The sequence below is a fragment of the Amycolatopsis sp. TNS106 genome, assembly GCF_019330265.1.
Lineage (GTDB): Bacteria > Actinomycetota > Actinomycetes > Mycobacteriales > Pseudonocardiaceae > Amycolatopsis > Amycolatopsis lurida.
Genome location: NZ_CP024972.1, coordinates 6,427,581 through 6,451,018 on the forward strand (window position 1 = coordinate 6,427,581; position 23,438 = coordinate 6,451,018).

The window sequence follows — 23,438 nt, forward strand, 5'->3', positions numbered from 1 at the left end:
TAGAACCGGATCTCACGCGCGAGATCGGGGAAAAACCCTGAACAGACCCGCATTTCTCCCCTGTGCCGCCCTGCTGGCGGCTGTCCTCCTGCTGGCCGGATGCACCGTCGAAGCAGACCCACCGGAGGCCGTCCCGGTGCCGACCGCCCCACCAGCGTCGAAGCTCGAAGGCGAACCCGTGGACTACAGCGGTTTCCGGCTCGTCATGTCGACGTCGCCGCCGTCGGTGCTCGATCCCGCCACCGGCGCCACCACCCCCCTTCCGGGTGCTCCGGGCGGGGACCGGGTCAACGAGGTCCTCCGCGTCGGCAAGTTCCCGGTCGTGCTGTCGGCCGCCCGCTGCGGGCCATCGTGCCTGGAGCCTTCCGAAGTCCTCGTGTACGGCGACCCCGCGAACCAGCCGTGGAAGCTGGGCAAGGCCCGCAGCGTCGCCCCGTCGGCCGACGAGAGCGGTGTCTGGCTGATCCGCGACGACGGCGACGACCTGTGCCGCCTCCAATTCGTGTCCCTGCTCGGCGCGGAGCGCGATCGCGGCCGCCCGGCGAGCTGCACGACAGCCGTGCGCCAAGAGGTACCGAAGGGACTGCTGATCACGGTGAACAGCGGGACCGCCAGTGCCGAGGACGTGCTGATCGATCCCGCCACCGGCCGCGCCGTGCACCAGTTCCCCCGCGTGCTGGCGGTCACCAAGGAGCGGATGCTGCTCGCCGAGCTGACCGAGTTCTCCGTGCTCGACCTGCGCAACGACCAACGGACCCGGGTCCAGCGGCCGGTGGCCGACGGTGCGCCCGGCATGGTGGTGCCGAGCCGTGACGGCTACAAGGTCGCCGTGCTGTTCGGCGACCCCGCCTGGGCGGGGACCGCGACGCAGACCGCCGACGTCTGGGTGCTCGCCCTCGACACCCTGACCTGGACGCGCGCGCCCGCGATGCCGATCGCGACCGAGCTCAAACGGGTCGCTGTCGAGTGGACCGAGACCGGCGACCTGGTGATCGCGACCGACGTCGTCGCGAACTGGCGCCTCGACCGGCCGGGGTGGACCGTCGTCAAGACCCCGTTGCCCGCTGAACGGAACCAGCGGGTGGTCGCCGTCGCCCAGGGCTGAGCTACTCCTCGTCCAACCCGTGCTCGATGGCATACCGGGCCAGTTCGACACGGTTGTGCAGCTGGAGTTTCCGCAGCGTCGACTGGACGTGGTTCTCCACCGTCCGATGCGACAGCACGAGCTTCTCGGCGATCTGCCGCGCCGTCATCCCCTTCGCGACCAGGCGCAGGACGTCGGTCTCGCGTTCGGTCAGCCGCGGCGGGGCGGGCCCGTCGTCCGGTGCGTCGGCCATGCGGCGGTATTCGCCGAGGACGAGGCCGGCGAGTCCGGCGGTGAACACCGGGTCGCCCGCCGCGGTCCGCTTGACCGCGTCCACCAGTTCGCTCGCTGAAGCCGACTTGACCAGGTAGCCGGACGCCCCGGCCTTGACCGCCTCGAGGACGTCGCTGTGCTCGCCGCTCGCCGACAGCACCAGGACCTTGGTCGACGGCAGTTCCGAGGTGATCTCGCGGGTGGCGTCGACCCCCGAGGTCTCGCCGAGGTTGAGGTCCATCAGCACGACGTCGGGCCGGACCGTGCGCGCGATCCGCACCGCCGCGGGCGCGTCCGGCGCGGTGGCCCGCACGTCGAAACCGTGTTCGGCCAGGTCGCGCGCGACCCCGTCCCGCCACATCGGATGATCGTCGACCACCATCACCGAGACCTGAGCCTCACCGGTCATCGCTTCCCCCTCGCCGCGACTGGAACCTTGATTTCCCATTCCGTGCCCTGGCCGGGCGCGGTGTCCAGGGCGGCACTGCCGCCCAGATCCCGCACACGTCCCTTGATGGACTCCGCGATACCTAGATGCCCCTCGGCCGCCGCGCGTTCCAAAACGCCGGGCGCGATTCCCGGCCCGTCGTCGCGAACGCTGACGACGACCTCGGTGCCGAGGTCCTCCAGCAGCACCCAGGCGTGCGCCTCTTCGCCCGCGTGCTTCTCGACGTTCGACAGCGCCTCACGCGCCACGGCCACCAGTTCCGAGGTCACGTGCTCGGGCAGCTGGACCTCGCCCGCGGGCGTCGAGACCTGCACGGACGGCGTCGCGAGCAGCTGCAGCGCGGCACGGAGGTCGGTGGTCCCGTTCTCGCTCGGATGCGTGGGCTCGGTGGTGACCAAGGCCCGCAGCGCGATCTCCTGCTCACCGGCCAGTTTCGCCAGCTCGGCCGCTTCCCCGCCGAATTCGGCGCCCCGTTTGCGCACCCGCGCGAGCACCTGGAGGACGCTGTCGTGGATCGAGCGGGCGAGCCGCTCCCGTTCGGCCGTCGCGGCTTCCATCCGCAACGCCCTGGTCAGCGCGTCCGCGGACCGGCGGGCCATGGTCGCGGCGAGACCGATCACGAACCCGCTCGCGGTCAGCAGGAAGCCGTCCCGCGCGACGTCGACGTCGAACCGCCAGCGCACCAGCCCGGTGACCACCGAGACCACCAGCCCGGCGAACACCCCGCCGACCGCGCCGAACCGCGTGCCGGCGGCCGCGGGCGGGACCGCCGCCCACACCGTCGTGATGAGCGGGGTGTTGGCGTCGAACTGCGCGGTGGTCAGGATCCACGCCGACGTGAACATGAGGGCGACGGTCAGCGCGAGATCGACGCCCACCAGCCACGGCCAGCGGCTCGACGGCCGCGCGTAGAACACGCTGCTGACGACCGTCCACACCGTCATCACACCGAACGACGTCCACGCCAGCCACTTGTTCGCGTAGCCGTCGTAATGGACGACGAACGAGCCGAGCGCGAAGAGCAGCGTGGTCACGCGAAGCACGATCACCCCGCGCCACAGCGGAGTGGCCGGGTCCCGCGTGCCGAGCGCCGAGACGGCGCGCCAGAGCGGGGTCTCGGTCATGATTCGGCTTCGGCGGCTTTCTCGGCATCGTTGGGTTGTGCCGCCTGATCCTTCAAGACGTCGATCTCGGCCGGATCGGGATCGCGTTCGTGCAGCAGCGACCGGATCCCCGCGTTGAGCACCGCGAGCAGGGGCACCGACAGCAGCGCGCCGGCGATCCCGGCGGCGACGAGACCGGCGGTGATCGCGAGCACCACGGCGAGCGGGTGCAGTTTCACCGCGCGGCCGAGCAGGATCGGCTGCAGCACGTGGCTTTCCAGCTGCATGACACCGATGACGATGGCCAGCACGATCAGCGCGCCGACGATGCCCTTCGTCACCAGCGCGATCAGGACCGCGACCGCGCCCGCGATCACGGCGCCGATGATCGGGATGAAGGCACCGAGGAACACCAGCGTCGCCAGCGGGATCACCAGCGGCACGCCGACGATCGCCAGCCCGATGCCGATGCCGACCGCGTCGACCACGGCCACCGCCGCCGTCGCGCGCACGTAGCTGACCAGCGACGCGAACCCGCGCCGCCCGGCGACGTCGACCCGGTTGCGCACCCGGCCCGGAACCCCGCGGACCAGGAACTTCCAGATCTGGTCGCCGCCGGAGAGGAAGAAGATGAGGATGAACAGCGTCAGGATGAAGCCGGTGACGATCTCGCCGACCGTGCCCGCGGTGGTGAGCGCGGTCGTGGTGATCGACGCCTGGTTGTTCTGCAGGAAGCTGATCGCCTGGTTGATGAACTCCTGGATCTGCTCCTGGCGCAGGTGCAGCGGCCCGTCGATGAGCCAGACCTTGATCTGGTTGAGGCTCTCCGTCAGCTGCTTCTGCAGTTCGGGCAGACCGGAGGAGAACTGCGCGACGACGAACGTCAGCAGCCCGCCGAGGACGGCCAGCCCGGCGATCAGCACTATCCCGGCCGCGAGCCCGCGAGGGAATCTCAGCGTCGTCAGCTTGGAGACCGCCGGCGCGAGCAGCGCCGCGAGCAGCAACGCGATCGACAGCGGGATCACGACGACCGACAGATAGCCGATCAGGAACACGATGACGTAGAGCGCGGCGATCACCACGATGAAGCGCCACGACAACGCGGCGCCGATCCGCAGGCCGCGGGGCACCAGATTGGTGACGTCTTCGGTGGACTCGGAGAGGAACGGGTTCGCCGGGTCGAATTCCGGCTGTTTGCGCTGGGGCTCGCTCACGGGCTCACCGTATCGGTCCGAGACGACGTTTCCCGGCCATTCCGGGCGACGCGCACGGGTCGGATTCGCCCGATGCGACGCTTGACACATCGCCTGCCGGTCGACTCCGGAGTAACCGGGCTCCGCCAGCGTCGATCACTGATCGTGATTTAGAGCTACACCGTGTGTTCTTCACACGATCGTGCCATCAAGGTGGTTCAAAGTCGCGCGGGCCTTCCGCACTTTGCTTACCTCGGTCCCGCAACCACGAACGGCACACCGACGCGACAGGAGACCGAGTGACGAACGCGGCGAAGAACGAGAGGCGGGGCGCGGCGCGCTTCGGCCGTCTCGCTTCGCGTGCGCTGTTCGTGCTCGGCGGCGCCGTCGCCGGTTCCGCCGCCGCGTGGGCCGTTTCGGGCGCTTCCGCTTCCGCGGACGTCGCCCCGGTGGTCTCCGCTCCCGAAACCAGCGTCACTCCGGTCACCGACGCCACCGCGGCCGGTTTGACCGACGTCTCCCACGGCGCGTCGAAGTTCGCGGGTGACGTCGCCGGTGCGATGTGCGGCGACAGCCAGCAGGACGCCACCACGTGGTCGATGCCGGGCGAGACCGGATCCGCTTCCGCGAAGCACCACTGCGGCGACATCCGCGCCGACCGGCACGAGGTCTCGACGCGCGTCAGCGACGCGGTCACCGACTTCGCGGACAACTCGGTGGTCACCCCGGTCAAGCGGACCCTCGGCGCGGTCGAGCACATCGTGCGCGAGCCGCAGGACACCCGCCAGGTGCTGGACGAGACGTTCACCCCGGCACCCGACTTCGGCCGCAAGGTCTGGGACCTCCTCGACCCGAACGGGCACGGCGACCTCGTCCCGGCGCTTCCGGTCACCGGCGGTCCGGTCGGCCCGAACTCGCCGCTGGACACCATCGGCGCCGGTGACCAGGTCACCGACTTCGCGCAGCTGGCGACGACCCAGTTCCCCGCATCCGCCGAAACCGTCCTCCCGATGCCGGCCTTCGTGCAGCAGCACGGCGCCTTCGATCAGGTCGAGGACGCTCCGGCACGTGACGGTCACCGTGGTGACCTCCCGCGTCCGATCACCCCGGCGCCGCTTCCCGCCGCGCCTTCCTTCCCGACTGTCCCCGGCGGCTCCGCCCCCGGTGGTCACCTCGACGGCCTGACCCACGGCGTTCCCGCCTGGGTCGTCGCCGCCGTCGAGCGTTCCCTGACCGGCTACTCGCTGGCAGGCACGCGGTACATGCCGCTCACCCCGGGCTCGCAGCCCGGCGTCACTCCCGACTGAACACCTCCCTCCGCGGGGTAGCCGACGCGCCTCACGCCTCCCGATTCCGGGCTTGGCTTCGCGTCCGCTCCTGATCCCCGCGAAACGGCGGTGCGCTTTTTTGCGCCCGCGATCCGCTCCACCCCCCTCTGGTGCTTCTTCGAGAGCACCTCCTCGAACCCGAAAGGGAACCCGAAATGAAGGAGAAAAACCCCATGCAATCCTGGGCAAAGCGCGGACTCCAGACCGCGTTGGTCACGGGTGGGTTGTTGATGCTGGGCACCGGCATCGCCTCGGCTGACGAACACGTCAACCCCGACACCCCGGCCTCCCCGCTCGACGCGAACGTCACCGTTCCCATCGAGATCGACAACAACGCCGTTGGCACGCCCCTCGGCCAGGCCGACCTCCCCGGCTACCAGGGCGAGGTCAGCACCAAGGCCGTCACCAAGCCCGTCTCGGAGGCGCTCGACTCGGTTTCGTCGCCGGGCGGCAGCAGCGACGGAATCGGCGGAGGGCTCCCCAGCCTTTCCGGCAAGAACGCGGTCCCGGCCCCGCTGGCGGCCAAGGACTCCCGCCAGATCAGCGGCGGGGTGACCGGCGGTGGGTTCACCACCACGGACGACATCCTCAAGGGCAACAAGGTCGTCGGTGACGTCGTCGTCCCGATCCAGATCGTCGACAACGCCATCGGCGTGATCGGCGACGCCGAGGTCGAGGGTGGCACCCACGACCAGACCTGGTCGCACAACCAGGACATCGAGACCACCGGTGAGGACTCCAGCCTCGCCGGGAACGTCGTGTCCCTCGACTGGGCGCTGCCCGTGCAGATCGCCGGCAACGCCGGTGGGCTCGCCGGCGGCACCGGCCGCGTGGTCGGCGGTTCCGCCAGCCAGAGCACCACCGAGACCGGCAACATCACCACCGACGGTGAGGGCTCCGCCCTGTCCGGCAACGTGCTGGCCGGTCAGTTCGCCACCCCGGTCCAGGTCACCGGCAACGCCGCTTCCTGGATCATCGGCAACGCCAACAGCTCCGGCTACGAGGCCGAGACCGAGGCCACCTCCGGCGGCTGGATCGAGACCGACGGTGACGACTCCGCCCTCGGCGGCAACGTCGGCGCGGTGCCGATCGCCCTCCCGGCGAAGGTCAACGACAACGCGGCCGCCGCGTGGGGTTCGCTCGCGAACTCCAACAGCAGCTCGTCGGCGGACGCCACCGCCGGTGACACCACGCCCGGCTGGGCCAACGTCCCCAGCTACGTGCAGACCTCCGGCGAGGACTCGGCCGTCGCGGGCAACGCGATCGTGCCGCAGACCGCGGACGTCGCGAACGTCGGCGGCGTGGCCGCCAGCTGGATCGGCCTCGCGAACACCGGCACGGAAGGCGGGACGAGCCAGTCCAGCACCGTCGACGCCGGTGGCTTCGTCAGCAGCGAGGGCGAAGGCTCCGCCGGTGGCGGCAACATCGTCGACCCGGCCGTGGCCGCTCCCGTCGAGGTGACCTGCATCGCGGGCACCTACATCGGCAGCGCCAACGTCGCCTCGTGCGAGAACACCGTCGACGCGAACGCCGGCGACGGCAGCCACACCACGGGTGACGACTCCACCCTCGCGGGCAACATCGTCAACACCCAGGCCGCGCTGGCCCCCGAGGTGTTCGGTGTCGCCGGCTCGCACATCGGACAGGCGACCGCCGAGGCGTCCGAGACGAAGACCGTGACCGCCGGCAACTACGACGGCACCACGGGCAACGACTCGTCCGGCTCGGGCAACATCGTCCAGGTCCCGGCCGCAGTCCCGGCCGAGGTCTTCGGCGTGGGTGGCTCGTTCATCGGTCAGGGCACCGCCTCGGCCGAGGAGACCAAGGTCGTCTCCGGTGGCGGCGGCGGGAACACCGCCGACGACAACGGCTTCCTCAGCTCCAACCTGGGCACCGTGCCGGTTTCGCTGCCGGTGCAGGCGTTCGGGATCGGTGGCGCGTTCATCGGTCAGGGCCACGGTGGCGCCGACGGTGACACCACCTCCAACGCGGGCGGCGACGTCCACGCGACCGGTGACGGTGGCGCGGGCTCGGGCAACCTGGTCTACGGCCCGGTCTCCCTGCCGGTCCAGGCGCACAACTTCGCCGCGGTGCTCGGCGGGATCGCCTCGGGCAAGGGCACGAACCTCACCGACTCGAACGCGGGTGGCGACGCCACCGCCAACGGTGAAGAAGGCGCGCTGGCGGGCAACATCGTCCAGACGCCGATCGGTGGCACGGGCCAGCTGACCGGGCACGGCATCGCCGGTGCGGGCATCGCCGAGGGCGAGAGCGTCAGCGACGTCCTTTCGGAGGCCGGCGGCGACGCCACCACCACCGGTGATGAAGGCGCTGTCTCGGGCAACATCATCGGCGTCCAGGCGCTGCCGATCGTGCCGATCACGCACGACGCGGTCTCGGTCGCGGGTCTCGCCGACGCCGAGGGCGCCAACACCGTCGACGCCCTTTCGGGTGGAGACGTGGAGACCTCGGGCCTCGACGGATCGCTCTCGGGCAACATCCTCGACATCCCGGCCGCGGTCGACCCCGAGGTGTTCGGCAACGCGATCGCGGCGGTCGGTGGCGTGTCCGAGACCGAAGCGGACAGCATGATCACCGGCCAGGCCGGTGGCGACAGCATCACCGACGGCAGCGGAGAGGCCCTGTCGGGCTTCAACTTCCACCACCCGCTGGTCTTCGTGATCCCGGTGAACGAGCTCGAGATCCCGATCCTCGCGATCGCGGACGAGAACTCGACCGACAACACCGAGATCAACGACGAGGAGTACACCCGCGCCTTCACCGACTCGGTCGGTTCGGAGATGCCGATCAACGCGCTGCCCGCGCTGCCCTTCGGTGCCCCCGCCCTGCCGTCGATGAACGGTGCCGGCACCCTGCCGACCACCCCGGCGATCGGTGGCGCCCGCGCCGACGGTCCCCAGGTGGCGACCCTGCCCGTGCAGATGGCCGGCCTGACCGCGCTGAAGCAGCTGACCGCCGTCCCGACGACGCTGCCGAAGTCGGAACTGCCCGAGCTGCCCGGCACCCCGGCCCTGCCCGGTGTCCCGGCCCTGCCGAAGACCCCGGGTCTGCCCGGTGACGCCGCTCGTGCGGACGCCCCCAAGCTCGCCCAGCTGCCGGCCCTCCCGGCGCTGAACGGGCTGCCCACCGCGGGCAAGCTGCCGGTGCAGCTCCCGACCACGGGCAACCTGCCCACCGCGGGTGCGCTGCCGACCGCGGGTGCGCTGCCGGTGCAGCTGCCCACCACGGGCACCCTGCCCGCGGTGAACAACACCCCGGCGATGCCGACCGCGCAGGTCCCGGCTCTGGCGGGCGTCGACTCGTCGCCGCTGAGCATGTTCCAGCGTTTCATCGGCACCCTGACCGGCAAGAAGTTCCACACCATGTGAACCTGCCAGTCGGCTAGCGCCACTGAATGAACCGAAGCGGGCCCGGGAGACACTCCCGGGCCCGCTTTGTGTTCTGTTTCAGCCCCCGGGGGTGAACAGCGCGTCCTGGGCGGCGCCCATCGCGGTCAGCACCGCGCCTTCCAGCACCGCGCCGCCGCCGACGGTGCCCGCCCGGACCTCGGTCCGCAGCGGCGAGATCTCCGAGAGCCGACGGCTCACCCGAGACGCCAGCGCGTCGCCGCCGGCCCGCCCGATCTCCCCGCCCAGTACGAGACAGCCCGGATCCAGGACCGCGGTGACCGCGGCGGCACCGATCGCGATCCGCTCCGCGACGATCTCCAGAAACTCCTCGGCGTTCGCGTCGATCGCGTACCCGACAGCCGCTTCGGCCGCTTCGGCGTCGTCGGCCGTCGAAGCCGGGATGCCGTGCGCGCGGGCGAGTTCGCAGATCGCGGCGCTGCCCGCCAGGGTGTGGAAGCCACCGTCGCAGTCGGTCGCCGTCGGCAGCCTTCCGGGGCCCAGCATCGGCAGGAACCCGATCTCCCCCGCGCCGCCCGACGCGCCCCGCCGCAGCGAACCGTCGAGCACGACGGCCGCGCCGACACCGAATCCCAGCCACAGCAGCACGAATGTGTCCCGGTCGCGGGCGGCGCCGAGCCGCTGTTCGGCGGCGGCCGCGAGGTTGACCTCGTTCTCCAGCAGCACCGGGACACCGAGCCGTCGCCGGAGCTCGTCGACAAGTCGCCCATGCCACGCGGGCAATCCGCCGGCGTGCCGCAGGCCGCCGGTCGCAGGGTCGACCAGACCGGGAGCGCCGACGGCGATCGTGTGCAGCTCGGTCGCGCCAGCCTCGGCGGTGGTGGCCTCCAGCAGGGCGATCGCCCGCTCGACGGCGACCTCGGTGTCGACGTCCAGGTCGAACGGCAGCGAGGCCTCCGCTCGGGTCCGGCCCAGCAGGTCCGCGACCGAAACGGCCACGCCGTGGGTGCGGACGTCGAGGCCGGCGAGGTAGGCGCGTTCGGCGACGATGCCGTACAGCTTCGCGTTCGGGCCGCGGCGTTCCGCGCCCGCCTCGCCGACGATCTCGATCAGCCCGGCGTCCTGGAGGCGTTCGACGAGGTCCGCGACCGTCGGCCGGGAGAGCCCGGTCAGCGTCTTGAGCTGGGCGGCCGTCAGTGCGCCTTCGCGGTGCAGGAGGTCGAGAGCGAGGCGGTCGTTGATGGCACGTGCCGTGCTCGGGGAGGCGGACGGCATCCGGATGACACTCACCGGCAGATCCTCCCAGAATTAATTATCAGGTTCCCTTCCTGATAGTTTACGCTGACGCCGTCGAGTCGTCTCATGGACCTTGGGGGCCCAGTGACCAACACAGTGGAAACCGTCGGCGGGCCGACGCGGCGGGTGCGGCAGGCGCGGCTCGCCACGGCCGCCGTCTTCGCCGTGCACGGCGCGGTGACCGGCAGTTTCGCCACCCGGATCCCGTGGATCCAGGAACACGCGGGGATCAGCGCGGGCCAGCTCGGCCTCGCACTCGCCTTCCCCGCCATCGGTGCTTCGCTCACCATGCCGCTCGCCGCGCGGATCGGGCACCGGCTCGGCAGCAGGCTCGGGCTCCGGCTGCTGCTCGCGTACTGGACGCTGGCGCTGATCCTCCCCGCGCTGGCGGGGAACCTCTTCACCCTGTGCCTCGCGTTGTTCGTCATGGGCACCGCGGCGGGTACCTCCGACGTGCTGATGAACGCCCTCGGCGTCGACGTCGAGGAGAGGATGGGCAAATCGGTCATGTCGGGGCTGCACGGGATGTGGACCACCGGTGCGCTCGTCGGCTCCGCCGCGGGCACGCTCGCCGCGCATGCCGGGCTGGACGCCCGGATCCACTTCGCGATCGCGTCGGCCGTGCTCACCGTCGCCGGCGCGCTCATCTGTCAGGGTGTCTTCGACGTCCGCAGCGCACCGGACGAGAACCCGCCGCCGAGGTTCGCGCTCCCGCCGAAATCGGCCGTGATCATCGGCGCGGTCGCGTTCTGCGCCGTTTTCGCCGAAGGGGCGAGCCTCGACTGGTCCGCCGTCTACCTGCGTGACGTCCTCGGCACTTCGCCGGGGATCGCCGCGGCCTCGACCACCGCGTTCACCTGCACGATGGCGGTCGCCCGGCTCTCGGGCGACGCGCTGGTGCGGCGCTTCGGCTCGGTCAACACCGTCCGCGCGGGTGGCGCCTTCGCGACACTGGGCGGGTTGCTGGTCGTCTTCGCCGTCCATCCGGTGATGGCGATGGCCGGTTTCGGGCTGATCGGGCTCGGCGTCTCCGTCGTCGTGCCCCTCGCCTTCGCGGCGGCCGGACGCAGTGGGCCGACGCCGAGCCAGTCGATCGCGGGCGTCGCGACCATCACCTATTCGTCGGGTCTCGTGGCGCCGTCGCTGATCGGCGGGATCGCCGACCTGACGTCGCTGACGGTGTCGTTCGCGGTGGTCACGCTGCTGGCGCTCGGCCTCGTGGCGGGCGCCGGCGTCCTTCGAACCCGCTAGTCGAACTGGAGGGAACGCTTGGCGAGGCCGTGCCAGTAGCCGTCGATCACAGTCCGAGGTACGTATTCCCGCCGAGGACTCGTCGGCGCAGTCTCGCCTCCACTCGCGGAGCTTGCGCCGAGCGAGACGAACAGCGGTGCGAAGTGTTCGATCCTGGGGTGCGCGATGGCCGCGGCGGGTGCCTTGTGCTGGAAGTCCAGCAGCGCGTCGAGGTCACCCTGGCGCAGGGTTTCCGCACCCCAATGGTCGAATTCGCTCGACCACGAAGGCGGCGCCCCGTCGGTGCCGTCGGTCTGGCCCAGCGCGCTCAGGTTGTGGGTGAAGAAGCCGCTGCCGATGATCAACACATCTTCGTCGCGCAGCGGCGCGAGCTTCCGGCCGAGGTCGAACAGCTCCCGTGGGTCCAGCGACGGCATGGACACCTGCAGCACCGGGATGTCGGCGTCCGGGTACATCTCCACGAGCGGGACGTACGCGCCGTGGTCGAGGCCGCGATCGGGCGCGTCGTGCACCGGCGTCCGGGTCGAGCGCAGGAGTTTCCGCACCTTGTCCGCCAGTTCGGGGGCGCCGGGCGCGGCGTATTCCACCTGGTAGTAGCGATCCGGGAAGCCCCAGAAGTCGTAGACCAGCGGCACCGTGGTGGTGGCGCCGAGGGTCAGCGGTGCCTCTTCCCAGTGCGCCGAGACGACGAGGATCGCTTTCGGTTTCTCGAGGTCCGCCGACCAGCCGGCGAGCTGGCGGGTCCAGGTGGCGTCGTCGGCGAGCGGCGGCGCGCCGTGGCTGAGGTAGAGCACCGGCGTCATGTCAGCTCCAGGTGTTTGAACTTTCAACTACCAGGATAGACGACGTCGTCGGGCTTCGTCTTATTCCCGCGCCGGGTTGGCCGCCGTCCGGCGTCGGGGATACTTCTTCAGGTAGGGCGGCAACTACCTGCGACAGTGCATGCACCTGGTGAGGACGAGCAATGACGGACGCCGTGGCCGACGTGGAACGCGCGATGATCGCCATCCGGCGGAGCCAGGCGAGGCGATCACTGTCGAAACTCGCCCGCGACCGCGCCGAAACGATGCCGGACCAGGCGATTCAGGGCCTTCTCGACGCCGTCGAGGCGGCCGAGGAGAGCGGCGAACCGGGGACCGTCACCAGTCTCGCGGCGGCGCTGACCATCGATCAGCCGCGCGCCAGCCGTCTCGTCGCCCGCGCGGTCGAGGACGGGTTTCTCCGGCGCGAAGCCGATCAGCGCGACGGCCGCCGCGCCGTCCTCGTGCTCACCGGCACCGGCCGTGCCGAAGTGACGCGCATGCACGAATTCCGCCGCTCGGTGTTCGCCGAGGCGATGGCGGACTGGACGGACGACGACCGCCGCGAGTTCGCGCGGCTGCTGACCGCGTTCGTCCGGAACTACGGGGCACTCGGCGTGAAGTAGTCGACCCGGGACTCGAGGATCGCGTTCACTTGCCGCAGAACACCTTCCGGACGAGCTTGTCCAGCGCCGCCGGGAACGACGGCAGCGGGTCCTTCTCGGAAACGCCCGCGGTGACCGACCCGGTCAGCGTCTTGCTGCCGTCGGGCGAGCTGTACATCAGCGATCCGTAGCCGTTGAGGCCGCCGTTGTGGTTGAGGACGATGCCGCAGCCCGGGCCCAGGTCCTGGGTGAACTGCCCGAGACCGTAGAAGCCGTAAAGGCTTTCGCTGCCGGGGTGCGTCTTGCGCATCTCGGCCGTCAGCCAGGCCGGGAGCAGCTTTCCGCTCTGCAGCGCGGAAAAGTACGTCTGGAGATCCTTGGTCGTCGAGATCATGTCGCCGGCGCTGGAGATCCAGGACGGGTTCTGGTGGGTGACGTCGATCGTCTTCCACTGCCCGGCGTCCTCGTAACGGTAGTAGGCGTGAGCGTACGGCTTGGGCATCCCCGCCCACGCGCCCGGCGACAAGGTGTCACGCAGCTTGAGCGGCCGCAGGATCCGCCGGTCCAGCTCGTCGGCGAAGGGACGGCCGGAGAGCTTCTCCACCAGCAGCCTGGCGACCACGGTGTTGGTGTTGGAGTAGCTCCAGCCCGCGCCCGGCTCGAAGACCGGGGGCTTGGACACCGACAGCCGGACCAGTTCCTCCGGCCGGTAGGTGTGGAAGCGCTTGTCCACCCATTCCTTGCCCGCCCACGGGATTCCCGGCGTGACCGTGCCGTCCGGGTGGTACTGGCCGGTGTGGTTGAACAGCCCGCTGGTGTGCTGCAGCAGCATTCGCACGGTGATCCGCGAGTCCAGCCCGAACTCGGGAAGGAAACCGGCGACCGGGGCGTCGAGGCCGATCCGGCCCTCGGCCACGAGCTGCAGCACCAGGGTCGTGGTGAAGTTCTTCGACGTGCTGCCGACGCGGAAGTGGCCGTTGGTCGGAGGTTTCGCGGTCCCGCCCGCCTCGCGCACCCCGGCGCTGCCGGTCCATTCGCCGCGCTCGTCGCGGACGCGGAGCTGTATCCCGCCGAATCCGGCGTCGACGAATTCCTGGGCGAGCTGTCGCAGTTCCGGACGGTCCTGGCCGGCGGAGGCCGTCGGCACGGCGACCCCGGTCAGCAGCGCGGCGGCCAGCGCGGTGAGGCCGATGCGGCGGAAGGTCTTCAGTGTCCTGTTCATGGTGACCACGGTGGCGGGCCGCGCTGACACGGGACAGTCACGGCGCTGACACGTGGGCTCCGATGCCGTCGAGAAGGAAGTCGAGACCGATCCGGAAGGTTTCGTCGGCGTCCAGGTGGACCGCGTCGCGGACTACGGTGGCCAGCGCTGGGAGCTTGCCGCCGGCGAAGGCGCGGGTCAGATACGGCCCGAGCGTGGCCTGCCACTTCTTCTCGTCCAGCCCGGTGGCCCGTTCCGCCCGGCGCTCGGCGATCTCCCGGCGCACCGCCCCGATCGTGTACGCGTTGACCGCCGAGACCACCGGCATCGCGGAGTCGATGCCGACGTCGCCCAGCGCCGCCATCACGGCCTCCGAGGTGGCCAGCGCGTGCGGGCCGAGCTGGGGCCTGCCGCCGAGCAGGTCGGCGAGCCATTCGTGCCGGTGAACCGCCAGCCGCAGGGCATCGGCGAGTGATCGGAGCGCCTCCCGCCAACCGTCCCCGGTGGGGCGGATCTCGGCGTGGACGGCGTCGACCATCAGGTCGAGCAGTTCTTCCTTGCTCTCGATGTAGCCGTACAGCCGCATCGGGCCGACGTCCAGCGCGGTGGCGACCTTGCGCAGCGACACCGCGTCCAGGCCGTCCGCGTCGGCGAGCCGGATCGCCGCCCGCACGATCAGCTCCCGGTTCAGCGGAGCCGGCGCCGGACGACTCGGCGGCTCCGGCCGCTCCCACACCACCATGCGGTGACAATACACCGCATCGCTCGATACAGTGTATCGATCAATACACTGTATCGAGGAGCGGGGATCATGACCATCGCCATCGTCGGAGCGGGTCTCGGCGGCCTGGCTCTCGCCCGGGTTCTGCACGTCAACGGCATCGACGCCGTCGTGTACGAACGTGAATCGTCGCGTGCGGCACGCGGTCAAGGCGGCATGCTCGACATCCACGCCGACACCGGCCAGCGGGCGCTGCGCGAAGCCGGCCTGTTCGACAGGTTTTCCGCGATCGCCCGCAATGAAGGCCAGGACATGCGGCTTCTGGAGCCGGACGGCACCCTGGTGCTGCAGGAGGACACGCCCGACGACGCGCCGTTCGAGCGCCCCGAGGTCGACCGCGCCGACCTGCGTGATCTGCTGCTGGATTCCCTCCCCGAAGACACCGTGCGCTGGGGGCGCGCCTTCGAATCCGCCGAAGACGGCCTCCTGCGTTTCACGGATGGGAGCACCGCGAGTTACGACTTGCTGGTCGGCGCCGACGGCGCGCATTCCCGGGTCCGCCCGCTGCTCACCGACGCCCGCCCGGCGCATCTCGGCCACAACTTCGTCGAGTTGCGCATTCCCGACGTCGACCGCACCCACCCCGGCCTCGCCGAGATGGTCGGACGCGGCACCTACTGGGCGCTCGGCGACGGCAAGTCCCTGGCGGCCCAGCGCAACGGCGACGGCACCGTGCGCGTCGGCCTCAGCTTCTACGGCACCGGCGAGGACTGGTTCAGCACCAACGGGATGCCGCTCGACGATCCGGCCGCCGCCCGGGCGTGGCTGATCGGGCGACTCGACGGCTGGGACGCGCGGTTCACCGCGCTGATCGCGGCCTGCGACGACGCGGTGGTGCCGCGGTCGATCGCTGCTCTTCCCGTCGGCCTGACCTGGCCGTCGGCGCCGGACGTCACGCTGGTCGGGGACGCCGCGCACCTGATGCCGCCGGTGGGGGAAGGCGCCAATATGGCCCTGCTCGACGGGGCGCTGCTCGGCCTCGCCCTGGCCGCGCATCCGGGCGACTTCCCCGCCGCTGTCGAAGACTACGAACGCGAGATGTTCGACCGCGCCGACGCCGCCGCCCGGATGTCCGCGCGGGTCCACGAACTCCTGACCGCACCGGACGCCGCCCGGCGAATGCTCGCGTTCTTCCAACCGGACGGAGGTCAAGATGCTATGAACGAAAGATCGTTTCGTTCGTAGCCGTACAGGAGCAGGATGCCGACCCCGTTCAGCGCCGAGGATCGCGTCCGGATCACCGAACGGCTCCTGGCCGTCGGTCGTGACCTCTTCGCCGGACAGTGCCGCTGTCCGGATGCCTGGAAACGGCCAGAGGAAAGGGCCGGCTGATCGGCGGGACTGACCAAGGAGTGACCATGCGCGAAGGTGTATTGGCCGGTGGCGCCCCGTACCTAGAGTTCGGGACGGGAAGCCCGCTGGTGGTCTTCCGGACGGTGCTGCCGGACTCGGCCAACCCCACCGGATTCGCCCGCTGGGCGGAGGTGCGGTCCCTCAAACCGCTGGCCGAGCGGTTCACCGTGCTGACGGTCGGCAGGCGGCCGGGACTCCGGCCCGGCGTCACCATGGCCGAACTCGCCGCCCACCACGCCGAGGAGTTGCGGCACCGGTTCGATCGCCCGGTGGACGTGCTCGGCCTGTCCACCGCCGGCAGCCTCGCACTGCAGTTCGCCGCCGATCATCCCGGCCTGGTGCGACGGCTCGTGGTCGGCGCCGCGGGCACCCGGCTCGGCGCGGAAGGCCGTCGCGTCCAGCGCCGATACGCGGATCTGCTGGCCGCCGGCCGCCACCGGGCCGCGGCCATGGCGCTGGCGCCCACGGTGGCGGACTCCCGGCCCGGGCGGGTGCTGCTGGCCGGGTTGCTGGGCCTGGCCTCCGGCCGCCCGGCGGACCCGGACGGCATGGTGGCCATGCTGCGGGCCGAGGACGCGTTCGACATCGAAGACCGGCTCGGCGAGATCACCGCGCCCACCTTGGTGATCGCCGGTTCGGCGGACGCCCTTTACCCGCTCGAACTCGCCGAACGAGTGGCCGACAAGACCCGCCGCGGCGATCTCAAGGTCTATCCGGGACGACGGCACCACACCGTGATGAGCGATCGCCGCTTCACCAAGGACGTCTTCGAATTCCTGCTCTAGTCGTGTGACAGGTCGACGAAGCGGCTGTAGTGCAGCTGGTGCGCGACGGTGATCGTCGCCGTCGGCCCGGCACGGTGCTTCGCGATGATCAGGTCCGCCTCGCCGGCGCGCGGGTCGTCCCGCTCCCAGGCGTCGGGGCGGTTGACCAGGATGACGAGGTCCGCGTCCTGCTCCAGCGAGCCGGACTCACGGAGGTCGGACAGCATCGGGCGTTTGTCCGTCCGCTGCTCGGGGCCACGGTTCAGCTGGCTGATCGCGATCACCGGGACCTCGATCTCCTTGGCCAGCAGCTTCATCTGCCGCGAGAACTCCGAGACCTCCTGCTGCCGCGACTCGACGCGCTTCCCCGAGGTCATCAGCTGGAGATAGTCGAGGACGACGAGCTTCAAGTCGTTGCGCTGCTTGAGCCGCCGGGCCTTCGCGCGGATCTCCATCATCGTCATGTTCGGCGAGTCGTCGACGAACAGCGGCGCCTCGGAAACCTCGCTCATCCGGCGCGCCAGCCGGGTCCAGTCGTCGTCGGACATCTTGCCACCGCGCATGTCCGCCAGGCGGATCCTGGCCTCGGCCGAGAGCATGCGCATGACGATCTCGGTCCTGCTCATTTCCAGCGAGAAGATGACGCTGGTCAGACCGTGTTTGATGGACGCCGAACGCGCGAAATCCAATCCCAAAGTCGATTTCCCGACACCGGGACGTGCCGCGACGATGATCATCTGGCCGGGGTGCAGGCCGTTCGTCAGATCGTCGAAGTCGGCGAACCCGGTCGGGATGCCCTGGGACTGCCCGCCGCGCGACGCGATCGCGTCGATTTCGTCCATGGTCGGCTGGAGTAGCTCTTCCAGCGCGACGTAGTCCTCGCTGGTGCGCCGCTCCGTGACGTCGTAGATCGCGGCCTGCGCACGGTCGACGACCTCGTCGATGTTCGCGCCGTCGGCCGCGGCCGCGCCGTAGCCGTACTGCACGATCCGCGTGCCCGCCTCGACGAGGCGCCGCAGCACCGCCTTCTCGGAGACGATCTCGGCGTAGTACCCGGCGTTCGCCGCAGTGGGCACCGTCGCGATCAGGGTGTGCAGATACGGGGCGCCGCCGACGCGGCCCAGCTCGCCGCGGCGTTCCAGTTCGGCGGAGACGGTGATCGGGTCGGCGGGTTCGCCGCGACCGTAGAGGTCGAGGATGACGTCGTAGATCGCTTGGTGCGCGGGCCGGTAGAAATCGTCGGGTCCGAGGGCTTCGATGACGTCGGCGACGGCGTCCTTCGACAGCAGCATGCCGCCGAGCACGGACTGCTCGGCCGCGATGTCCTGCGGGGGCTGGCGGTCGTACTCGCCGCCACGCGGACCGGGGTCACCGGGACCCGGGTCGGACTCCGCGTACATCGGATTGCGGTCGTCGGTCAGCGCCACCGCTGCTGCCACCTCCTCAAGACATCGAACACGCGTTCGATTATGCCAGAATTTCCCCGGTCGGTCCGCCCGCGCCTACCTGTCCCTCTCGCGGCTTCCGGTGCTCCCCTGTGCTCCCCTTCTCGGCCGGACGACCACCACGGTGCGTACCGGCCCGGCGGGCACGGTAGGCCCCCCGAAAGGACGAGCGCAATTTCGCCTGGGGACCGCCCTGTGGATAACCTGGGGATGACTGGGGGCAACCCTTCACAGGTGGCCCGAAGCCTGTGTACAACTTGTGGGCAACGGTGGGATGGTCTGACAAAAGTGCTGGTCAGGGCCTGTGGAGATACTGTGGAGAACTTTATTCAACTCACGACGGCGTGTCGGGCAAAACTCGTCGTTCGGCGTGTCGCACGCGGGCGCACACGGGTGCCCTGTGGATGAATGCCACGGAGAGTAGAGGGGTCATCCGCCCGGTCGACCGGCGCCGGATTCAGGACGCGAACAACCTGCCCTGTGCGCTCCGTAGTCGTTCTCCGAGAATCTGCTGGTCGGCGGGCGTGAAGGCGATCCTCGGTTCGCCACTCCCCGGTACCTCTTCGGTCAGCCACCGGCCCTCGGACGTATCGATGTAGTTCACCGGGCGTTCGATCCGCTGCCGCGCGCCGCTTCGGCCGCGTGCCGCGACGTAGAGGCTTCCGCTCCCCAAACGGCGTAACGCGAGGATGCGGCGAAGCTCGTCGGCCTCCTGGCTGCCGGCGCTCTGCCGTCCGCTGCGAAGCACCTCGAAGCCCTCGTCCTGCGCCGTTGACGACGAGCGCGGCGCTTCGACCTGGCTCTTCGGGACGGCGATCGGGCGTCCGCGGCCCGGTGCGAGCTTCGGGATCTGGTCGAGGAACTCGGTGAGCAGCTCTTCCGGCCGCACCGAGGCGAGCGCGATTCCGTCGTGCTCGCTGTGCCGGGCGAGGACGAAACCCTCTCCGCCGGCACTCCCCGCGAGCAGGGTGAAACTCAGCGCCTTGCCCTCGAATCCGCCGTCGATCCAGCCGTAGTACTCCAGCGACGGCCTGGCGATCGCTTCGAGCGTCGCCTTGAACCCGGGATGCAGCCCCCGCGCGCCGAAAAGGCCCTGGCTCGCCAGCTCCTCGTTGGTCCGCTCGTCCTCGGCCCGCTGCGCGTCCTCGTCGTACCAGGTCGGTGTCTCCGACAGGATCGTGTGCGGTTCGCCGCCGCGGCGGCGGATCAGCGTGATGAGGGTGCCGGTCGTGATCGTGACCTGCTTGTCCAGCACCGGAACTGCCCCCTAGTCGTTCTTGATCGTCCAGCCCGGAACAAGACAAGCCGGGCGCGCGCCCCAATCTTGGCACGCGCCCGGCCCGCTCGTGACGACTACTCGCCGATCACCGGCGGTGCGGTGAGTTCGTCGGTTCCGAAGATTTCGTTGGGATCGTCGCCGACGAGGAATTTGGAGCTGCGCTCCTCGTCCTCGGCGCCCTTGCCCCTGGCGCCACCGGCTCCCATACCGCCCATGCCGCCCATCATGCCGCCGGCACCACGGCCCGCTCCGGCGCCGGCACCGGCCGCGCCGCCGCCCATGCCCGCGCCGCCTATCGCGCCCGCGTTGCCGGGCAGGGCCGCGCCGCTCCCGGCACCGGGACCGAACCCGGGGCCGAAGCCACCGTCCGGCCCGAAGCCGCCCGCACCGGGGATGTCGGTGCCGCCGAAGCCGCCGCCACCGCCTCCGCCGCCACCCGGGCCGAAGCCGCCGGCACCGGGGATCTTCGGCGGGGTGTAGCCGGACGCGTTCGTCCCGTCGTCCCAGGACGGCGGCTTGTAGTTGCTGCCGGGGATGTTCGGGTTGTACTGCCCGCCGGGCAGGTTCGAGCCCGGCAGGTTCGACCCGGGAAGATTCGAGCCCGGCAGATTCGACCCTGGCAGGTTCGAGCCCGGCGTGCCGATACCCGGCATGTTCGTACCCGGGGTACCGATACCCGGCATGTTCGAACCGGGGATGCTCGGCATCGAACCGGGCGGCGTCGAGATGCCCGGCATGCCGTTGTGCCCGTTCCGGTCGCCCTGGCCGGTGCCGTTGCCGTCCTTGTCCCCCTTGCCGCCGCCGTTGACGTCGACGTTCGTGTTCTGCCCCTCCATCTTGCTGTAGGTGGGCAGCTTCTTGCCGTTCTCGGAACTGGCCTTGAAGTACTCGTTGAACGCGTCGACGTTCGCTTGACCCTTGTCGTTGTAGTCCCGGATCGCGCGGTCGGTGTCGGTGGTCCACGGGGTGATGGAGTTGAGCAGGTTGTTCTTCGGCGGATCCTTCGGGACCTGCTGCACCTTCGCCTTCACCGTGGTGAAAGCGGTGTTCTGCTCACCGAGGTACTTGTCGGAGTCCACCAGCTTCTTGCCGGAGTCCTCCATCCAGGCCCGCAGCGGATGCGCGCCGGACTGTTGCGCGGCTTCGGCGCTCTTGCCGGTCCAGGCGGCGTCCATCTCCTTCGACAGGTTGTCGATGGTGGTCAGTCGTTCCTGGTAACCGGCCTTGAGCCGGGTCGCCGCGGCCTGGCCCTCTTGGATCGACCCGGTGCCCGGACCGGTGACGATCTTCTCCCAGATGTGGTAGCAGTCGATCTTGCGATCGCCGCCCGACGCTTCGAAGTCGCCGGATTTCGTGGTCGCCAGGTTGTAGGCCGAGTACCCGGCGATGATCGGCAGCAGGAACACGCGTCAGCCCTCCTTCAACGTCTCGATCATCGCTTCCCCCACTTTGAGCGCGACGGGGCACGGATCACTCGCGCCCGGTCCGTTGTCGTACTGCACCAGGATGTTCACGGCCAGCTGGTCGGTCACGCCGACGAAGAGACCGCACTTGCCCTTGTTCCGGGCATCGAGCGACGCGGCGTACACCGCCGGGTAGCCGCCGACCTCGGTCGGCTCGAAGTACTCGTTGTTGGCCTTCGTGTCGTAGACGTCGCTCAGGCCGTTCTTGTTCGCGAGCACCGGGCTGATGTCGATCTGGTTCAGCCTGTCGTCGGCGGCGAAGAGCGTGCAGCCCTGGCCCACGCTCGTGGTCCCACGCTCACCGTCGCCGAGCCCGAGCTCCGTTCGCTTCGCCGCGGAAAGCGCGGAGCAGGCGTCGCTCTCGATCGACGAGGTCTTCAGGGGATTCGACACCTTCGGCGCGGAGCCGGACGAGCCGCTCGACGCGCTGGGGGAACCGGCCCCGGTCGTGAAGGGCGATTCGGACGAGGCCGTGCCGTTCTTGGTGCTCGAACAGCCGGCGACCAGCGCGCCCGCGGCGAGGAGGAGAACGAGGGAACGTCGCATCACACGGCCTTGTGCTTGTTGAGCGAAGCCTGGGTCTCGGCCTCGTTCGTGGTGATCTTCTGCTTGGCGGCGGTCAGCTGGTCGATGTAGTTCTTGACGTAGTCCTGCATCTTCTGGTTCTGCTCCAGGAACGCCTTGCCCGACGGGTTCGCCAGCTTCTCCCAGTCACCGCTCGCGAACTCCTTGCCGGGCGCCTTGACGTTCGCCATCAGGTTCGCGTCGCGGTAGTCCTTCTTGAGCTCGGCCTGCAGATCCGTCCACTTCTTGATGATGCCGTCGATCTTGTCCTTGTCGAAGGTGAACCCGCCACCTCCGGCCGCCGCCGGCTTGTCGGGGTTGGCCGGCGCGGACACCGTGACCTTCTGCTGCCGGTTTTCCTCGGCGTTGCTGTCGTAACCCATTGGTTCCAGATCCCCTTTTGAGTCCCCGTGCCTCGACGTCGAGTCAATCCTAAGACGTGACCCGGCCGAGTGGGGTTCCCCGTAAAGCAAAGGGCGGGTCGTCTCCGCGCTGGAGACGACCCGCCCTTTGCCGAAGCGGTGTTACTTGGCCTTGACCTCGAGCCGCACGTCGACGCGGACGTCGGGGTGCAGACGGGCGCCGACCGAGTGCTTGCCCACGGTCTTGATGTGGTCCTTCAGCTCGATGACGCGCTTGTCGAGCAGCGGGCCACCCGCGGCCTTGATCGCGTCCACGATCTCGGCGGTGGTGATCGAACCGAAGAGCTTCTTCGAGCCCTCGGCCGCCTTGCCGCTCAGCTGGATGGCGCCGAGGCCTTCCAGGGTCGCCTTGATCTCCTTGGCGTGGTCGAGGTCGCGGATGCGACGGCTCTCCTGCGCCCGCTTGATCGTGCGCACGTTCTTCTCCGCGCCCTTGGTGGCCACGATGGCGTAGCCGCGGGGGAGCAGGTAGTTGCGTGCGTAGCCGTCCTTGACCTCGACGATGTCGCCGGGCCCACCGAGGTTGGCGACGTCGGTGGTGAGAATGATCTTCGCCATTGACGTGCCTCCTTAGCGTGCGGTCGAGGTGTAGGGCAGCAGCGCCATTTCGCGGGAGTTCTTGACCGCGATGGCGATGTCACGCTGGTGCTGGCTGCAGTTGCCGGTCACGCGACGGGCACGGATCTTCCCGCGGTCGGAGATGTACTTCCGAAGCAGGTTGGTGTCCTTGTAGTCGATGTTCTCCGGGCGGCCCTTCTTCTCGGCCTTGCAGAACACGCAGACCTTCTTCTTGGGCTTGCGGATGGGTGGCTTGGCCACGGTATTTCTCCTGGATTTCTACGTAGTGGTTGTCTCGAGGCGTCTCGCGGAGCTTTCGCCCGCGGCGGAGCGCCTGATCAGAAGGGCGGCTCGTCGGAGAAACCGCCGCCACCGCCGCCACCGGCGGGCGGGGCGGAACCCCACGGGTCGTCGGCGGGCGGGCCGGACTGGCCGCCCCCGCCGCCACCGAAGCCGCCGCCTCCACCGCCACCGGTGCCACGGCTGACCTTGTTCACCTTGGCGGTGGCGTAGCGCAGCGACGGGCCGATCTCATCGACCTCGAGCTCGACGACGGTGCGCTTCTCGCCTTCCTTGGTCTCGAAAGACCGCTGCTTGAGGCGCCCCTGCACGACGACACGCGCGCCACGCGTCAGCGACTCGGCGACGTTCTCGGCCGCCTGACGCCAGATGTTGCAGCGCAGGAACAGGGCCTCGCCGTCCTTCCACTCACCGGACTGACGGTCCAGCGTGCGCGGGGTGGACGCGACCGTGAAGTTCGCGACCGCCGCACCGGAAGGGGTGAAGCGAAGCTCCGGGTCGGACGTGAGGTTGCCGATCACCGTGATGACGGTGTCTCCAGCCATCGGGAAAGTCCTTC

Annotated in this window: 22 protein-coding genes; 7 read left to right on the forward strand and 15 right to left on the reverse strand. The window is 69.8% G+C overall.

What is annotated here, in order from left to right; all coding sequences use genetic code 11:
- Positions 1–136 precede the first annotated feature (136 nt).
- Positions 137–1,105 (forward strand): hypothetical protein, encoded by a 969-nt coding sequence (locus CVV72_RS29410; protein WP_255632301.1) that lies wholly within the window; start codon positions 137–139, stop codon positions 1,103–1,105.
- A 1-nt stretch (position 1,106) separates the two neighbouring features.
- Here the strand turns inward: CVV72_RS29410 and CVV72_RS29415 are convergent, their stop codons facing one another.
- The 3 genes from CVV72_RS29415 to CVV72_RS29425 are packed head-to-tail and all read right to left on the reverse strand — an operon-like array spanning position 1,107 to position 4,122.
- Positions 1,107–1,766 (reverse strand): response regulator transcription factor, encoded by a 660-nt coding sequence (locus tag CVV72_RS29415; RefSeq protein ID WP_125679388.1) that lies wholly within the window; start codon positions 1,764–1,766, stop codon positions 1,107–1,109.
- Positions 1,763–2,929, reverse strand: a complete 1,167-nt coding sequence (macS, locus tag CVV72_RS29420) for a MacS family sensor histidine kinase (protein WP_219146916.1) — start codon at positions 2,927–2,929, stop codon at positions 1,763–1,765. The genes CVV72_RS29415 and macS overlap by 4 nt, the downstream gene beginning before the upstream one ends.
- Positions 2,926–4,122 carry an AI-2E family transporter gene (locus tag CVV72_RS29425; RefSeq protein ID WP_219146918.1) on the reverse strand — a complete coding sequence of 399 codons (1,197 nt, stop codon included), beginning with the start codon at positions 4,120–4,122 and terminating at the stop codon, positions 2,926–2,928. Before CVV72_RS29425 ends, macS begins: the two co-directional genes overlap by 4 nt.
- Positions 4,123–4,400: 278 nt before the next feature.
- On the opposite strand from CVV72_RS29425, the gene CVV72_RS29430 reads away from it, so the two are divergent.
- Together CVV72_RS29430 and CVV72_RS29435 are read left to right on the forward strand one after the other, a co-directional pair.
- Complete coding sequence (locus tag CVV72_RS29430; RefSeq protein WP_219146920.1) at positions 4,401–5,408, forward strand: hypothetical protein; 1,008 nt, start codon at positions 4,401–4,403, stop codon at positions 5,406–5,408.
- Positions 5,409–5,602: 194 nt separating this feature from the next.
- Positions 5,603–8,818 carry a PE-PGRS family protein gene (locus CVV72_RS29435; protein ID WP_255632302.1) on the forward strand — a complete coding sequence of 1,072 codons (3,216 nt, stop codon included), beginning with the start codon at positions 5,603–5,605 and terminating at the stop codon, positions 8,816–8,818.
- A 78-nt stretch (positions 8,819–8,896) separates the two neighbouring features.
- Here the strand turns inward: CVV72_RS29435 and CVV72_RS29440 are convergent, their stop codons facing one another.
- Entirely contained in the window at positions 8,897–10,087 is a 1,191-nt protein-coding gene (locus tag CVV72_RS29440) for an ROK family transcriptional regulator (protein ID WP_219146924.1), read from the reverse strand.
- Between the two features lie 90 nt (positions 10,088–10,177).
- On the opposite strand from CVV72_RS29440, the gene CVV72_RS29445 reads away from it, so the two are divergent.
- On the forward strand, positions 10,178–11,344 hold the full coding sequence (locus CVV72_RS29445; protein ID WP_219146926.1) for an MFS transporter: 1,167 nt from the start codon (positions 10,178–10,180) through the stop codon (positions 11,342–11,344).
- Here CVV72_RS29445 and CVV72_RS29450 read toward each other — a convergent pair.
- Entirely contained in the window at positions 11,341–12,147 is an 807-nt protein-coding gene (locus CVV72_RS29450; protein WP_219146928.1) for a dioxygenase, read from the reverse strand. The two genes, CVV72_RS29445 and CVV72_RS29450, sit on opposite strands and share 4 nt — an antisense overlap.
- A gap of 161 nt (positions 12,148–12,308) precedes the next feature.
- Here CVV72_RS29450 and CVV72_RS29455 point away from each other — a divergent pair, with 161 nt between their 5' ends.
- Entirely contained in the window at positions 12,309–12,770 is a 462-nt protein-coding gene (locus tag CVV72_RS29455) for a MarR family winged helix-turn-helix transcriptional regulator (protein WP_219146930.1), read from the forward strand.
- Between the two features lie 25 nt (positions 12,771–12,795).
- Here the strand turns inward: CVV72_RS29455 and CVV72_RS29460 are convergent, their stop codons facing one another.
- Positions 12,796–13,971 (reverse strand): serine hydrolase, encoded by a 1,176-nt coding sequence (locus CVV72_RS29460; RefSeq protein ID WP_219146932.1) that lies wholly within the window; start codon positions 13,969–13,971, stop codon positions 12,796–12,798.
- A 37-nt stretch (positions 13,972–14,008) separates the two neighbouring features.
- Positions 14,009–14,692, reverse strand: coding sequence for a TetR/AcrR family transcriptional regulator (locus CVV72_RS29465; protein WP_219146934.1), 684 nt, complete (start codon positions 14,690–14,692; stop codon positions 14,009–14,011).
- A gap of 69 nt (positions 14,693–14,761) precedes the next feature.
- Between CVV72_RS29465 and CVV72_RS29470 the strand changes: the two genes are divergently transcribed.
- Positions 14,762–15,916, forward strand: a complete 1,155-nt coding sequence (locus CVV72_RS29470; protein ID WP_219146936.1) for an NAD(P)/FAD-dependent oxidoreductase — start codon at positions 14,762–14,764, stop codon at positions 15,914–15,916.
- Between the two features lie 173 nt (positions 15,917–16,089).
- On the forward strand, positions 16,090–16,869 hold the full coding sequence (locus CVV72_RS29475; RefSeq protein ID WP_219146937.1) for an alpha/beta fold hydrolase: 780 nt from the start codon (positions 16,090–16,092) through the stop codon (positions 16,867–16,869).
- On the opposite strand, the gene dnaB is transcribed toward CVV72_RS29475, so the two are convergent.
- The 8 genes from dnaB to CVV72_RS29515 form a co-directional block, all read right to left on the reverse strand.
- Complete coding sequence (gene dnaB, locus CVV72_RS29480; protein WP_007032313.1) at positions 16,866–18,275, reverse strand: replicative DNA helicase; 1,410 nt, start codon at positions 18,273–18,275, stop codon at positions 16,866–16,868. The two genes, CVV72_RS29475 and dnaB, sit on opposite strands and share 4 nt — an antisense overlap.
- A gap of 475 nt (positions 18,276–18,750) precedes the next feature.
- Entirely contained in the window at positions 18,751–19,548 is a 798-nt protein-coding gene (locus CVV72_RS29485; RefSeq protein WP_219146938.1) for an ESX secretion-associated protein EspG, read from the reverse strand.
- A 98-nt stretch (positions 19,549–19,646) separates the two neighbouring features.
- Positions 19,647–20,978 (reverse strand): PPE domain-containing protein, encoded by a 1,332-nt coding sequence (locus CVV72_RS29490; protein WP_219146939.1) that lies wholly within the window; start codon positions 20,976–20,978, stop codon positions 19,647–19,649.
- A 3-nt stretch (positions 20,979–20,981) separates the two neighbouring features.
- Complete coding sequence (locus tag CVV72_RS29495) at positions 20,982–21,581, reverse strand: DUF3558 domain-containing protein (RefSeq protein ID WP_219146940.1); 600 nt, start codon at positions 21,579–21,581, stop codon at positions 20,982–20,984.
- Positions 21,581–21,982: a hypothetical protein gene (locus CVV72_RS29500; protein ID WP_034314333.1), complete on the reverse strand. Its 402-nt coding sequence runs from the start codon at positions 21,980–21,982 to the stop codon at positions 21,581–21,583. The genes CVV72_RS29495 and CVV72_RS29500 overlap by 1 nt, the downstream gene beginning before the upstream one ends.
- A gap of 141 nt (positions 21,983–22,123) precedes the next feature.
- Positions 22,124–22,579, reverse strand: coding sequence for a 50S ribosomal protein L9 (gene rplI, locus CVV72_RS29505; protein WP_005168124.1), 456 nt, complete (start codon positions 22,577–22,579; stop codon positions 22,124–22,126).
- Positions 22,580–22,591: 12 nt separating this feature from the next.
- A complete protein-coding gene (rpsR, locus tag CVV72_RS29510; protein WP_005168122.1) occupies positions 22,592–22,840 on the reverse strand; it encodes a 30S ribosomal protein S18 in 249 nt (82 codons plus the stop codon).
- 77 nt (positions 22,841–22,917) lie between these two features.
- Positions 22,918–23,424: a single-stranded DNA-binding protein gene (locus tag CVV72_RS29515; protein ID WP_034314331.1), complete on the reverse strand. Its 507-nt coding sequence runs from the start codon at positions 23,422–23,424 to the stop codon at positions 22,918–22,920.
- Between the last annotated feature and the right edge of the window lie 14 nt (positions 23,425–23,438).